At 60.4% G+C, this 12,751-nt stretch carries 16 protein-coding genes; 11 read left to right on the top strand and 5 right to left on the bottom strand.

The window, feature by feature from the left end; translation table 11 throughout:
- Positions 1-249: hypothetical protein (locus tag AC1DYJ_RS31095; protein WP_477426362.1), on the top strand; the 249-nt coding region annotated here is incomplete at its 5' end.
- A gap of 516 nt (positions 250-765) precedes the next feature.
- Positions 766-1,263 (top strand): hypothetical protein, encoded by a 498-nt coding sequence (locus AC1DYJ_RS31090; RefSeq protein ID WP_477281677.1) that lies wholly within the window; start codon positions 766-768, stop codon positions 1,261-1,263.
- Here AC1DYJ_RS31090 and AC1DYJ_RS31085 read toward each other — a convergent pair.
- The 4 genes from AC1DYJ_RS31085 to AC1DYJ_RS31070 all read right to left on the bottom strand — a co-directional run bounded on the left by AC1DYJ_RS31085 (position 1,244) and on the right by AC1DYJ_RS31070 (position 2,367).
- A complete protein-coding gene (locus tag AC1DYJ_RS31085; RefSeq protein ID WP_477281675.1) occupies positions 1,244-1,411 on the bottom strand; it encodes a hypothetical protein in 168 nt (55 codons plus the stop codon). The genes AC1DYJ_RS31090 and AC1DYJ_RS31085 overlap by 20 nt on opposite strands.
- 84 nt (positions 1,412-1,495) lie before the next feature.
- On the bottom strand, positions 1,496-1,816 hold the full coding sequence (locus tag AC1DYJ_RS31080; RefSeq protein ID WP_477281673.1) for a hypothetical protein: 321 nt from the start codon (positions 1,814-1,816) through the stop codon (positions 1,496-1,498).
- A complete protein-coding gene (locus AC1DYJ_RS31075) occupies positions 1,816-2,049 on the bottom strand; it encodes a hypothetical protein (RefSeq protein ID WP_477281671.1) in 234 nt (77 codons plus the stop codon). The genes AC1DYJ_RS31080 and AC1DYJ_RS31075 overlap by 1 nt, the downstream gene beginning before the upstream one ends.
- 15 nt (positions 2,050-2,064) lie before the next feature.
- The gene (locus tag AC1DYJ_RS31070) at positions 2,065-2,367 is read right to left on the bottom strand and encodes a hypothetical protein (RefSeq protein ID WP_477281669.1); all 303 of its coding nucleotides are present in this window, start codon (positions 2,365-2,367) and stop codon (positions 2,065-2,067) included.
- Positions 2,368-2,511: 144 nt separating this feature from the next.
- Here AC1DYJ_RS31070 and AC1DYJ_RS31065 point away from each other — a divergent pair, with 144 nt between their 5' ends.
- A complete protein-coding gene (locus tag AC1DYJ_RS31065) occupies positions 2,512-2,751 on the top strand; it encodes a hypothetical protein (RefSeq protein WP_477281667.1) in 240 nt (79 codons plus the stop codon).
- A 197-nt stretch (positions 2,752-2,948) separates the two neighbouring features.
- Here AC1DYJ_RS31065 and AC1DYJ_RS31060 read toward each other — a convergent pair whose 3' ends face one another.
- Positions 2,949-3,410 carry a Ros/MucR family transcriptional regulator gene (locus AC1DYJ_RS31060; RefSeq protein WP_477281665.1) on the bottom strand — a complete coding sequence of 154 codons (462 nt, stop codon included), beginning with the start codon at positions 3,408-3,410 and terminating at the stop codon, positions 2,949-2,951.
- Positions 3,411-3,759: 349 nt separating this feature from the next.
- Here AC1DYJ_RS31060 and AC1DYJ_RS31055 point away from each other — a divergent pair, with 349 nt between their 5' ends.
- The 8 genes from AC1DYJ_RS31055 (at position 3,760) to AC1DYJ_RS31020 (ending at position 12,729) form a co-directional block, all read left to right on the top strand.
- A complete protein-coding gene (locus AC1DYJ_RS31055) occupies positions 3,760-4,560 on the top strand; it encodes a class I SAM-dependent methyltransferase (protein ID WP_477281663.1) in 801 nt (266 codons plus the stop codon).
- Between the two features lie 1,367 nt (positions 4,561-5,927).
- On the top strand, positions 5,928-7,169 hold the full coding sequence (locus tag AC1DYJ_RS31050) for a pilus assembly protein TadG-related protein (protein WP_477281661.1): 1,242 nt from the start codon (positions 5,928-5,930) through the stop codon (positions 7,167-7,169).
- A 56-nt stretch (positions 7,170-7,225) separates the two neighbouring features.
- Complete coding sequence (locus AC1DYJ_RS31045; protein ID WP_477426360.1) at positions 7,226-7,615, top strand: TadE/TadG family type IV pilus assembly protein; 390 nt, start codon at positions 7,226-7,228, stop codon at positions 7,613-7,615.
- Positions 7,605-8,015, top strand: a complete 411-nt coding sequence (locus AC1DYJ_RS31040) for a TadE/TadG family type IV pilus assembly protein (RefSeq protein ID WP_477281657.1) — start codon at positions 7,605-7,607, stop codon at positions 8,013-8,015. Before AC1DYJ_RS31045 ends, AC1DYJ_RS31040 begins: the two co-directional genes overlap by 11 nt.
- A 434-nt stretch (positions 8,016-8,449) precedes the next feature.
- Positions 8,450-9,655, top strand: a complete 1,206-nt coding sequence (locus tag AC1DYJ_RS31035; protein ID WP_477281655.1) for a septal ring lytic transglycosylase RlpA family protein — start codon at positions 8,450-8,452, stop codon at positions 9,653-9,655.
- A 103-nt stretch (positions 9,656-9,758) separates the two neighbouring features.
- Positions 9,759-10,925, top strand: a complete 1,167-nt coding sequence (locus AC1DYJ_RS31030) for a D-alanyl-D-alanine carboxypeptidase family protein (protein WP_477281653.1) — start codon at positions 9,759-9,761, stop codon at positions 10,923-10,925.
- Between the two features lie 77 nt (positions 10,926-11,002).
- Positions 11,003-11,677: a dTMP kinase gene (gene tmk, locus AC1DYJ_RS31025; protein ID WP_477281651.1), complete on the top strand. Its 675-nt coding sequence runs from the start codon at positions 11,003-11,005 to the stop codon at positions 11,675-11,677.
- Positions 11,674-12,729 (top strand): DNA polymerase III subunit delta', encoded by a 1,056-nt coding sequence (locus AC1DYJ_RS31020; RefSeq protein ID WP_477281649.1) that lies wholly within the window; start codon positions 11,674-11,676, stop codon positions 12,727-12,729. Before tmk ends, AC1DYJ_RS31020 begins: the two co-directional genes overlap by 4 nt.
- The last annotated feature ends 22 nt before the right edge of the window (positions 12,730-12,751 follow it).

Raw genomic sequence — 12,751 nt, 5'->3', positions numbered from 1 at the left:
GGAACTTCTCGAACCATCTTCGATCGACCGTTGATTGATGGCGATGTCAAATCTCGAACAGGCGGCCCGGTGATATCGATTGAAGCCGAGGGCATTTACTCGGATGATTCAAAATACCGATACCTGATTGAATTTACGCTTGGCGAACTTGAGGCACTTATCGGAAAAAGCGGCCCGGCACTCGGGGCGGGTAGGCCAGTAAGCACCGGGCCTAACCGGCAGGGGCATCAAGATAGCGGCGCCGGCTGATGGGAGATATACGCGCCCGCTAATATGGGCGGAACACCACCAAATGAACGAACGGCGCAACCAAACGGTGGAAAGCCCTTGGCAGCTAATGCCCTACGGCTTCTTTCCGATTGCACTGCTGCAGGCCGCGACCGCCGGCCGCAAAAAATGATCAAGGAAGCATTCTATGGCCCGGCGCTCCTACCTCAAATTGATGGGGACCAAGGGCTCAGACTTACTAATGCAAAGGTCTAATCGGCCCTGTTCGGTTCCGGCAATGTCCATTGGACGTTCCGTAATTTAGCGATTGCGCATAATGGTCATCGCCCCAGGAGGCCTGCAACCTACCTCATTGGACCATCTTGCATTCCGGATTCGGCCTTGCACTCTCCATCGGTTGCGGTCCGCTTCAGGGGAAAGGCTCAAAGCCCATGGTTCGCCAGGGAGAGGTGACCAGGATTGTTCAAGAATCAAGTGTGTTTCCGCCTTGAAGAGGCCCGCCACCGTTAGGCGGCGAGCCAAATACGGAGAACGAACTTGGACACCTTAATAGCGCTTGCTGCATTGGCCATATCTCTGCTTGCTCTCGGTATGTCCTTCTACTTTTGGAAGCGCCAGTTTCGCCCGATCGTAACGGCTACAGTCAAAACTCATAGCGGCGGGAACAATGAGATCGCCTATAAGCTCGTCGTGCTGAATTCCGGATCAATCCCCGCGACAAATATCCGCCTGATCGTGTACGATCGGGCGGGGCTCAAAGCGGCGCTTGGAGCGGGGGCCAGTGAGGATAACCAAAATCGGTGGCTGGCGTGTTTCCATGAGTCAACGGAAATTCCGCTCCTCCAAAACGGCGACAAGACGTCATGCTCATTTGGGATGACGCACATGAATCCGGAGCAAAGCTTCTGGAAACCGCAGGCGATGTTTCCGATCCGCATTGTGTATCATGACTGGTTCGGCGCCAAGTACGATTCGGACCCACTTAACATGTTGCAGATTGCCGACTCCGACCGCTTCACCGCTCCCCGCCGGTGAAAGTCGCCACTAGATCGCTGGAGATGGCCAAGGAGATCGGCGACAAGGCGCGGATTGAGGAGATCACGCCGAAGGTGAAAGAGGCGTAGCGCAACAGCGCAAAAGCACCCAGTGCGGCCAGCAGGAGGCAAGCGACGGCTCCGACCATGTCGCGGCTGCCGATATCGACAGACGGCGCCAGCGAGCATCGAAGCGGTGATTGCGGCGATGTAGAGCGTGACGCCAGACACCGTCACTTGATCAATGCGTAGAACACCACACAACCTAAGGCTAAAAGCCCAACTAGGACGGCGATCGCTTGATTCAGCTCGTTCTCCGCTTTTCCCTCGTTGTCGAGAGAAGCGAGTATGGCAATCGTCCTCCAATGGAATATCGTGCCAGCTACCAGAGCGCCGGCGAATATTGCAAAGCCTTTCGGGATGCTGGATGGGCTCAAATGCTGCGTCATAAGAGCGATCATAGGGGCAAGTCCACCCGCTGCCACAATCGCGAGGCCAATCCCATTCGCGAACGTCGCTCGCATTTTGATTTGCTCTTTCTTGCCGTCGGTCATCACAGCTCGTCCTCCTCGTCGCCAAGGTACGACTTCACACTTCCGAAATCGCGGTACATTCCGCCGTCCGGATGTTTCTTCTCATGCCAGGTGATCGCCCAATAGCCGGTGTCCTCAAGACCTTCCATGACCATCACCCGGTCGCGGTCGGCAGGGAAATGCTCCTTGAGGAGATCGTTGACGGCCTTCAAGCCGCCGTCCCGGTAGGCTTGCACATAGACATCATCAACCATGGCAAAGTCTCTTTCTCAAAACTCATGCCGGCAGAACCGGCATATCCGCGCATCGGCCTTCACCATCTCGGCGCAGTCCGGGCATTTCTTCTCAAGTATCGGGCCAAAGGTCGTTGGGCAGGGCTCAGCCTCGACGAACTGGCCCGGGTAGTATCGGCTTGGCGGCTTACTATCCCCAAGGGCAAGCACGAAGAGGCCTGCCAGCAACGGAGAAAATATTAACGAAAGAATGAACCAGAGTGCGCCGCTGCGATTTCTTTTGCTAGCGGCAATGCCGACAACGACAGAAAAACCCACCCAAAATATAAGAAAGCCCATTGCTGCATCCCCCAAGAATTAGCATCGCGCCGGTTGAGCGCGAACGCAAGCCGGGGCGGATCTTGGGGATAATGGGGATTGGCTAGATAGAGGTCGCCACCGAATCTCCCTCTGCCCTACTGTGGAGGGTCAAAGGAGATTCGAATGGACAAGAATTCCAACCGGGCCACATCATTCATCGCGGTTGCCTATTACAATGGCACCGAGAACGAGGTCATGAAGTCGGCCGCGTTCGCGCCGACGAGCACGATTCAGGATATTTTCGCCGCGTTTTGGCCTGCAGAAGATGACTCTAGGGGGCGAGCACTTGCCGGTTGGCTGCCCGGCAGGCTTCCGCTACGCATCGAAATCATGCCAGACGCCAAGACCGTTCCCAAAGACTGAAAAAGCCCGCATCGTGGGGCAGCGTGCAAGCTTCGCCCCCGCAAGGGAGCGCTTCATTATTTCAGCAAAGGAAAATAGCCGCCGCCGCTCGCTGGAGGTTGCCTGAAATGGCGCAGGCCAGACGGAACAGGTCCGCCGCGACACAGGCGCTAGCTGATTCTTGAAGTAGCGTCATGTCGACTTATGCAGCCGCCGCGCTAAGCCTTCGCCTTGCGCTTTGCCGGAGCCTTCTCTTTAAGAGCCGGTCTTTGACCGAGCCCCGCGGCCTTCGCCAATTCCGATCGCGTGGCAGAATAGCTAGGCGCTGTCATGGGGTAACTGCCAGACAGATCCCATTTAGCGCGGTAGGCATCTGGCGTCATGCCGTGCTCGGTCATCAAATGGCGCCGGAGTGATTTGAACTTTTTGCCATCCTCGAGGCAGACGATGTGATCCGCGTGCACCGATCGTTTGGGATTGACCGCGGGTTCCTGAGGCTCTGCAGGCGGTGCAAATCCACCGCGTGTCCCCGACAATGAAGCGTGCACAGATGCAATAAGTTCGGGCAAGCTGGCCGCCGGCAGGGGGTTGTTGCTAACGTAGGCAGAAACGACTTCCGCTGTCAGTTCGGCAAGTTCGGCTGCGTGGTTGTGGTGATGGTGATCGTGGTCGTCCGTCATGTGATGGCCCCTGTTGTGAGGCCTGTGATATTAGACCGGGCTTAGGTACGCAACCGGACTATCAACACCGCAAGCGCAAGGACAGCTTCAGCAATGCCTCATTACGGGTCACAATATTTGGCACCGCGATTGCACTGGACTAACTCGGCAGGGGTTCAACCCACACCCCAGCAAGTCCCGTTGATCTTTTGGGGACGGCCCGCCGCTGTGAATGGGCGGCAATGTCGGGTGGGCGAGCCCGCTATTGAGTGCAGAATGTGTCGGCCGAAGGCAATCCATTTGGACAAGGGTGTGCCCGTCCAATAATCTTGGTGTAACCGAGACCCATTCAACACGCTTGGAGGCTTCCTTGACGTCCACATTCAATGTCGGAAAAGCCGCTGGCTATGAGCAGCTGATGGGCCGGTGGAGCAAACAGCTGGCACCTCTGTTCATCAATTTTGCCGGATTGTCCGACGGTGAACGGATTCTGGACGTTGGATGTGGCACGGGCAGTCTGACGTTCGCGCTGCCGAAAGCGGCAAATGTGCGCGAAGTTGCAGCGATAGATTTCTCGCCGGTTTTCGTGGAAGAGGCTAACCGGCTCAACACAGACCCGCGGATCCACATCCAGCAGGGCGATGCGACATCGCTATCGTTTCCCGGCGCATACTTCGATCGAGCTCTAGCGCTGCTTGTTTTGCATTTCGTTCCCGAAGCAGGTCGCGCGATCGGAGAGATGCGGCGGGTGGTCCGGCCAGGGGGCGTCGTCGCCGCCGCGGTGTGGGACCATCTCGGCGGCATGCCGGTTATGCGCATGATGTTGGACACGCTCGCGGTTATTGATGAGAACGCACGGACACTCCGAAGCCGGTACTGTTTCCAGCCCATGATGCAGCCGAATGAAATGAAGCAAAGCTTCATCAGCCAGGGACTCCACGATGTGGAGGAAACCCAGCTTTTGATCCGGATGGATTATTCTTCGTTCGATGACTATTGGGGTCCGATCACATCGGGAGAGGGGCCACTTGGAAAGTATGCAGCGGGTCTGGATCCGGCGATGCGAGCCAAAGCAGACGCTGCCGTTCGTGATGCTTACGAAGCAGGTCGCCCCGATGGTCCCCGTTCGTTCGTTTCGGTCGCATGGGCTTGCCGCGGGACCGTCGGGTAAGGCCTAGCTTTTCATTCTCTAAGCGTGTGCAGATCCTGGTCAATCGGCCTCACTGTTCTCAAACAAAAAACTGGAAATCGCGCCGTAAAGCTGCCGGCAACTCCAAAGAACGCCACGTGAACTGGCTGCTACGCTTTTTGCAACGCAACGCTACGGTATGAGACGGGACAGCCGAGCACAATGGGCACCCCAAGCGACGCAACACGTTGATAGACAAGGATTTGACGGTATCAACCGGGAAGGGTAGGGATGCCAGCAACCGAATTTCAAGACCGGTGCCTTAAACCGCTCGGCCATCCCTCCGTCGTGATTTTTCAGTCACTTAGGATCATCGCTATCGGTCGACTTTGAGCGGCCGGCACCGGATAGGCACCGAAGGCGTTCCCGACCGGTTCGCGCTTCATTCCTGTAAAGCGGCATTGAGGGCCGCGTCAACCACCGCGGCGGCGCCTTCCTGCTGTCCTGGCAACACGTGCGCATAAATGTTCAGCTTGGCAGACGGGTTCGCATGGCCGGCGCGGGCGGAGTTCGACCACCAGACGCGAGGGCAGGGCGAGAGGGCGAGCCGCTAGACGAAGGCGACGACGAGCGACCCGACCACTGCTGATCCCCAAAAGGTTGTAAGGCCCGCTGCCTCACGGTGGCGGGCTTCAAATTGAAGCGCACCTGCATATAGGGTTTTCATTTTGGCGGCGCTGAAAGTTTCAAACTTGGCACTTTTTCCGCTGTGGCGGCTTGCCCATTCAGCCTGCTGAACAGCATGGCAGCGACGATTTCAAACGTCTCCGTCACAACGACCGACTTCCTTGTCCCGGCATCTGGCGCGACCGCGAAGTGGAGCGTCGCCCCGGCGCCGGCCGTGCGAGGCTCAATCCTGTAGATCTGATCACTGTTGACCAGGACTCGCCTGCCATTGGTTCTCGTGAGATTCAACCACATAGCACCACCCTTCACACCCTTCCCGATAGTCGCAGGAAAGGATTGGCACCGCAATTGGCACCTGACGCCAAGGGAAGGGCAGGGACTGGGCAGGACAGCGCGCGTGTAAGGGCAAAGAAAAAGCCCGGAAACCGGGCTATTCGGGACCCTCAAAGATCGGTCGGGATGGCGTTCGCCACGTTTCGGGACCTGTGCCTTAAACCGCTCGGCCACCCCCCTCCAACGAGTTGCAATCATTGTGCTTTTGCGGATTTCCAAAAGCTTTTGGAAGAGCCGTTTGCTACGCACTTCGCAACCATTTGCCTTTCGCTCGCTGCTTATAGCGGCATGATGCGCGGTCGCAGCAATTGCGCCTAACCGTCGGACTGCGTCGAATAGGAATGGAGTTTTTAGTCATTCGTTTATCTATTCATGATCTCTAATAACCTATGGCATTCAATGCGTTCAGCCAGATCAGGCGTGTCTCGGGGCGCTTAAGGCGCGCCGCGAGCGGTAACGTTGCTGTCACCTTTGCCTTCACCTTGCCGGTTGTGGTCGGTGGCGCCGGCCTCGGTGTCGAGACATCCTTCTGGTATTACAGCAGCCTTAAGCTGCAGGCCGTCGCCGACGCCGCGGCCTATGCCGGTGCGCTCGAGAAAATCGCGGGTTCCGACAACCCGACCATCATCGCCGCCGCCACGCAGTCGGCGACATCGAACAATTTTGCAACGCCGGGCACGATCGAGGTCAACACGCCGCCATTGTCCGGACCGAACACCGCGAAGAAGGCGGTGGAAGTCATCGTCAAGCAGAACCTCGATCGCTACTTCACGGCGATCTTCAACAGCACGCCGGTTCCGGAACAGGCGAGGGCCGTGGCGCTCATCACCGATGCCTCGAAAGCCTGCGTGCTGGCGCTCAGCCCTTCGGCCGCCCAGGCTGCGCTCTTTTCCGGCAACACCACCGTCAACCTCACCGGCTGCTCGGTCATGGCGGACTCGATCGCCTCGGACGCCATCAAGGCGCAGGGATCGGCGACGGTAAAGGCCGACTGCCTGATAACGGTCGGCGGCATGGTGCTGAACGTTCCACCAACCACGGTCTGCAAATCCAACATCACCCAGGCCTTGCCCGCAGCCGATCCTTTCGTCAACCTGGCGACGCCTGCGGCCGGCAACCCGTGCAAGAACGTTAACGGCAACAAGAACGCGCAAACGCTCCAGCCCGGCACCTATTGCAGCGGAATGGATCTCAAGGGCAATGTCACTCTGCAGCCTGGCGTGTACGTCGTACAGGGCGCTCTGAAGGTCAACGCCAACGCAGTCGTCGCGGGCAGCGGGGTAACCATCTTCATGGCAGGCAGCAACACCATCAGCATGAACGGCAACGCCACGGTGACGCTGAGTGCGCCGACCTCCGGAACCTATTCCGGCGTGCTGTTTTATGGCGACAGGACCGGGACTGCGGCGCAGAGCACCTTCAACGGCACCGCGGACTCGCTTCTGACAGGCGCCATCTATTTTCCCAGGCAACAGGTCAACTACCTCGGCAATTTCTCGGGGAGCGGCGGCTGTACCCAGGTCGTCGCTGACACCATCCAATGGTCCGGCAGTACGACCATCAAGCAGGACTGCACCAGCCTCGGAATGAAAGACATTCCGGCGACGCAGTCCGTTCAACTCGTCGAGTAGCGGGGATGGGCGGGCGGACCTTGCGCATTGTCAGGGACAAATCCGGGATAGCGGCCGTGGAATTTGCCATGGTGCTGCCCGTCCTGTGCTTCGTCTGCTTCGGCATCGCCGACGGCTGGTCCTATGTGACGAGTTACCTGCAGATGCGCTCCGGCGTCAAAACCGCGGCCAATCTCGTGATGGCCGGCGCGTCCAATGACACAGGGACGCAGGCGGTCGCGCTTTCGAGCTGGAACAACAAGCCCGAGGACGCATCGGTCGTGCTGGTCCGCTCCTATTTGTGCGGCACCACGGTTGTGACTGCGACCACCATCTGCGGCGGAACGAAGCTGCCGACCGTCTTCGTCCAGATAAGCGCGACAGGCACCTGGGTGCCTCCGTTCAACTTCGGTTTCTTCCCGGATCCGCGCGTGATCAGTCATCAGCAGGTGATCCGTGTCCGCTGAAAGCATCGGGGCCAGATGGCGCCGTGACCGCTCCGGCGCAGCAGGGCTGGAATTCGCCTTGATCGCGCCTGTCCTGGTCATGCTCTTGTTCGGAATCTTCGGCTTCGGCTGGGCCATGAATGCCGTGTCGACCGTCCGCTATACGCTGGAGACCTCGTCTCGGGCGCTGCAGCTGAACAACACGCTTTCGCAGAGCGACATCCAGGCCATCGCTACACAGAAGTTGTCGAATCTGGGTCTGCAGAACGTCGTTGTGACGATCGCCATCGACCCTGCCAGCGGCGGCTTCAAGATGGCGCATCTGACCGCCAGCTATGCCTTCGTCATCGCCTTCCCGTATTTCGACCAGTATCCCATCAATTACTCGACAACCGTCACCGTGCCGTTGGTTGCTAACTAAGGATACCGTCGGTTCGCGCCGCGAAGACCTGTCAACAGCGCAGGGAAACATGGTGGCGGACCGCTCATTCTGGCGCCAACATTGACAATGCGGCGAAACACCCGTCAATCTGCGCTTGCTAATATAAGAGCAAAGGGAGAGACGATGAAGAAGACCTACGAGAAGCCGATCCTGACAAAGCGCCAGCGGCTGTCGCAGGTGACAGCGCAGGAAATCGTGTCCATCGAGCCGCAATGACGGATAGGTCGGCAGCCGTGCCGCCGTCGGCGCCGCCACAATCCTGCCCGGTTCCGGACACAATCGATTAATACGCTGATAAGCAATTCCTGCGCACAAGGGGATGGGGATTGGCGCGTCGCAGGCATTGCTGCTTTGGCTCCGCCGAGATTCTAAAAGCGGTGCCTGTGTCGACACGGTAGGGGACATCAGAAAACATGCAGACCACGACGCATCGGCGTCTTCGTCGCGCTCCTGCTTTGGTCTTGTGCGCCCTTTCGGCGGTCTTGATGGCCGCCTGCGCGGCGCCGCAGCCAAAGGCCATGGTCGACACCCGCAAGCCGCGCTCCAAGGAATATTTTGCCGAGACCGAGTATGGCGTGAAGGCCAGCCCGCGCGTCCAGTACATGCGGCGCGGCGGCGGCCGCGACCAGCTGGGCAAGCCCTATCAGGTACGCGGCAAGTGGTACTATCCCAAGGAAGAGAAGCGCTACGCCAAGGTCGGCCTCGCCTCCTGGTATGGCGACGCCTTCCACGGTCGTCTCACCGCCAATGGCGAAGTCTACGACATGACGCATCTGACGGCGGCGCATCCGACCATGCCGCTGCCGAGCTATGCCCGCGTCACCAACCTCGAAACCGGCAGTTCGGTAATCGTGCGCGTCAACGACCGCGGCCCGTACCATGAGGGCCGCATCATCGACGTCTCCGAGCGTGCCGCGCAGATGCTCGACTACGCCAAGGTCGGCACCGCCAAGGTCAAGGTCGAATATGTCGGCCGCGCGCCGCTCGATGGCGACGACGACCAGTATCTGATGGCGTCCTACCATCCAGGCAACCGCATACCGGACCCGTCGGATGGTTTGCCGACCGGCGTCATGGTTGCCATGAACGGACCTTCGCCAAGCCTGCCAGTCGGCGCCGCAGCCGTCCCGTTCCCCGGCCAGCTGACCAATTCCGGCACCGAGGCGCAGCCCGTAATGTCGGTGCAGGCGCCGGCTTTCGGCGACATCACGCTGCCCGAATTCGGACCGATCGTGCCTCAGCGGCCTGAGTCGCCTTTTGCCGTGGCCTCGCTGTCCTATGCGGATGAACGCGTGCAGCGCGCCGACGTCTTTGCCGCACTGGACGACCAGGGCATGTCGCCGGCCGACATCCTGCAATCGTGGAAAAAATCCAATCCACAAGCCGCACCAGCAACGTCCGATTATGTCGCCGCCGGCTCCTTCGACGATGCCGCCGAGGCGAAGCGGGTGGCTGCGGCTCTCAAACCCTTCGGCAGAACCGAAATCCAGAGCACCGAACTCGACGGCAATGACTGGTACGCGGTCAATCTCTATCCGGATGGCCATGGCAATGTCGACGACCTCCTGCGCGCGGCATGGTCGCATGGCGCACCGGACGCACTGGCTGTGCGCGACTGATCAACAACGGCGTGCCGGTTTTCCCATTGCGCGGTTGATCCGCCGGGAAGAAGCCTGATAGCCTTGCGGCACGTTTCCTGCAGGCCAACGGGTCGAGCATCTCATGCGATTTCGCCTTGTCCACCCTTTTGCCGGGCTTTTGGGTCTTGGCCTTTTGTTGGCTGCGCTGGCTCCGGCCAATGCGCAGCTTTTTGAGACCAAGGCCACGCAGGCTTTCATGATCGATGCCGAAACCGGCACGGTGCTGTTTTCCAAGGACGCCGACCAACCGATCCCGCCGGCCTCGATGGCCAAGCTGATGACCATGGAAATGGTCTTCAACGCCCTCAAGTTGAAGCGCATGACCCTCGACGACACCTTCGTGGTCTCGGAGAACGCCTGGCGCAAGGGCGGCGCCCCGTCGGGAACGTCGACCATGTTCGCCAAGCTGAAATCGGCGGTCCGGGTCGAGGACCTGATCCAGGGCGTCACCATTCAGGCCGCCAATGACGGCTGCATGGTGCTGGCCGAGGGCATGGCGGGCTCGGAAGAGAATTTCGCCGCACAGATGAACGATCGCGCCCGCCAGATCGGGCTGGTGAAATCGACATTCGTCAATTCGACAGGCCTGCCGGCCGACGGTCAGCAGACGACGGTGCGCGAACTGGCACAGCTTGGCCTGCATATGTGGCGCGAATACCCCGAGCTCTACCTCTATTATGGCCGGGCCGATTTCACCTGGAACAAGATCTCACAAAGGAACCGCAATCCGTTGCTGGCCATGGGCATCGGCGCCGACGGGCTGGCGGTCGGTTCAAGCGAGGCGGGCGGTTTCGGCATTGTTGGTTCGGTCAGCCATGACGGCACGCGGGTGATCGCTGCGATGAGCGGGTTGGCCAACGATCGCGAGCGCGCCGAGGAAGCACGAAAACTGCTAGAATGGGGCGTCCGTTCCTTCGAGAAGACCGAGATTTTCGCCAGCAATGAAGTGATCGGCGAGGCGCAAGTGTTCGGCGGCGCCAAATCCGGCGTGGCGCTGAAGGCAAAGGCGCCGATCAACGTGCTGCTGCCGATCGCCAACCGCGACAGGCTGACCGCCAAGATCGTCTATCAGGGGCCGGTATCGGCGCCGGTGGAGGAGGGCCAGCCCGTCGGTGTGCTGCGCGTCTGGATCGGCGACACGTTGAGCCAGGAGACGCCGCTGTTCGCCGCCGAACCGGTCGGCGTCGGCACGCTGCCGCAACGCGCGCTGGATGCAGCCAAGGAACTGGCGGTAGGCTGGCTGCGTTAGAGCAGCGTTAGAATCGTGGACCTTTGACAAGGTCCGGACTATGACGTCAGCGCAAAGCAGGACAGAAGGCCTTTCGGTTGGCGCGCGGATTTTTCATCACCTTCGAAGGCGGCGAGGGCGCCGGCAAGTCGACGCAGATCGAGCGGCTGGCCAGGAAGATGCGCGCCAAGAAATACGATGTCCTCCTCACCCGCGAACCTGGGGGGTCGCCTGGCGCCGAGGCGGTCAGGCATGTGCTCTTGTCAGGCGCCGCTGAGCCATTCGGGCCGAAGATGGAGGCGCTGCTGTTCGCCGCCGCGCGTTCCGACCATGTCGAACAGGTCATCCGGCCGGCGGTGGAGCGCGGTTCCATCGTGCTGTGCGACCGTTTCCTGGATTCGTCGCGCGTCTACCAGGGCGTCACCGGCGGGCTCGATCCGGAATTCATGGAGGCGCTGGAAGAGGTCGCCATCAACGGCATGATGCCTGACATGACGCTGATCCTCGACATCGATCCCGCCGAAGGCTTGCGGCGCGCCACGGCGCGGCGTGGCGCCGGCGACGGTCCGGACCGCTTCGAAAAGGAGACGCTGGACATCCACCAGCGCCGCCGCGACGCTTTTCTGGCGATCGCCGCCGCCGAACCGGACCGCTGTATCGTCATCGATGCGTCGGCCGATCCCGCCACGGTGGAGGACGTCGTCACTGCGGCAGTCTTCGCCGCACTCGAGGCGAGGGCGCCCACGCGCAACAGACAGGCGGCGCCCGCATGATCTTCGAACGTATCGCCCCCGAACAGCACGACACGCTGGACGGCGTGCCGGAGCCGTCCGAAACGCTGCGCCTGGTTGGCCATGAGCAGGCGGCCGCGATGCTTGCTGCCGCCTATCGCTCAGGAAAACTGCCGCATGCGCTGATCTTTGCCGGACCGGTCGGCATCGGCAAGGCAACGCTTGCCTTTCACCTTGCGCATCATCTGTTGAAGCATCCGGCCTTCGAAACGGCGCCGGACATATTTGCCGTTCCCGATCCGGCGTCGCCACTGTTTCGCCAGATCGCCACCGGGGCGCATCCCGGCGTGCTGCATCTAACGCGACCGCTGAACGACAAGACCAAGAGCTTCAAGACCGTTGTCACCGTCGACGAGATCCGCAAGGTCAACCGCTTCCTGTCGCTGACCTCGCATGACGGCAGCTACCGTGTGGTGATCGTCGATCCGGCCGACGACATGAACACCAACGCCGCCAATGCCTTGCTGAAGAATCTTGAGGAACCACCGGCCCGCACGCTGTTCATCCTTATCGTCCATGCACCGGGCAGCCTGTTGCCGACGATCCGTTCGCGCTGCCAGATGGTGCGGCTGACGCCGCTGGATGCCGGCAGCCTGATGCGCGTTCTGGAGACCGTCGAGCCGCCGCCACCGGTCGATTCGGCGGCGCGTGCGGCGCTGGCCGAGCGGGCAGGGGGCAGCGCCCGCAACGCGATCCTGTTGACCCAATATGGCGGGCTGGAGATTGCCGGCACGCTCGACGCCCTGGTGACGGCAGGCAAGAGCGATGTCGCCGGCGCCTATCGCCTTGCCGAGGCGGTCGCCGGCCGCGACCAGGCGATCCAGTTCGACATCTTCAACCGCCGCGCGCTGGATCTGCTCTCGGCCGGCGCCAGCGAAGCGGCACGGGCCGGCGACCTCAAGCGGGCGAAAACGCTGTCCGACACTTGGCACGAGGCGCTGAACGCTATATCTGAGACCGATACCTACAATCTCGACAAGAAGCAGCACGCCTTGACCATGATCGACCGCCTGAATTCCGCAATGCGAATGTGACCGGATCCGGCCTCGGGTCGGG

The sequence above is a fragment of the Mesorhizobium sp. P2_B11 genome (assembly GCF_056404855.1).
The sequence above is the reverse complement of the archived record's forward strand: the minus strand, read 5'-3'. Positions and strand labels throughout refer to the sequence as shown.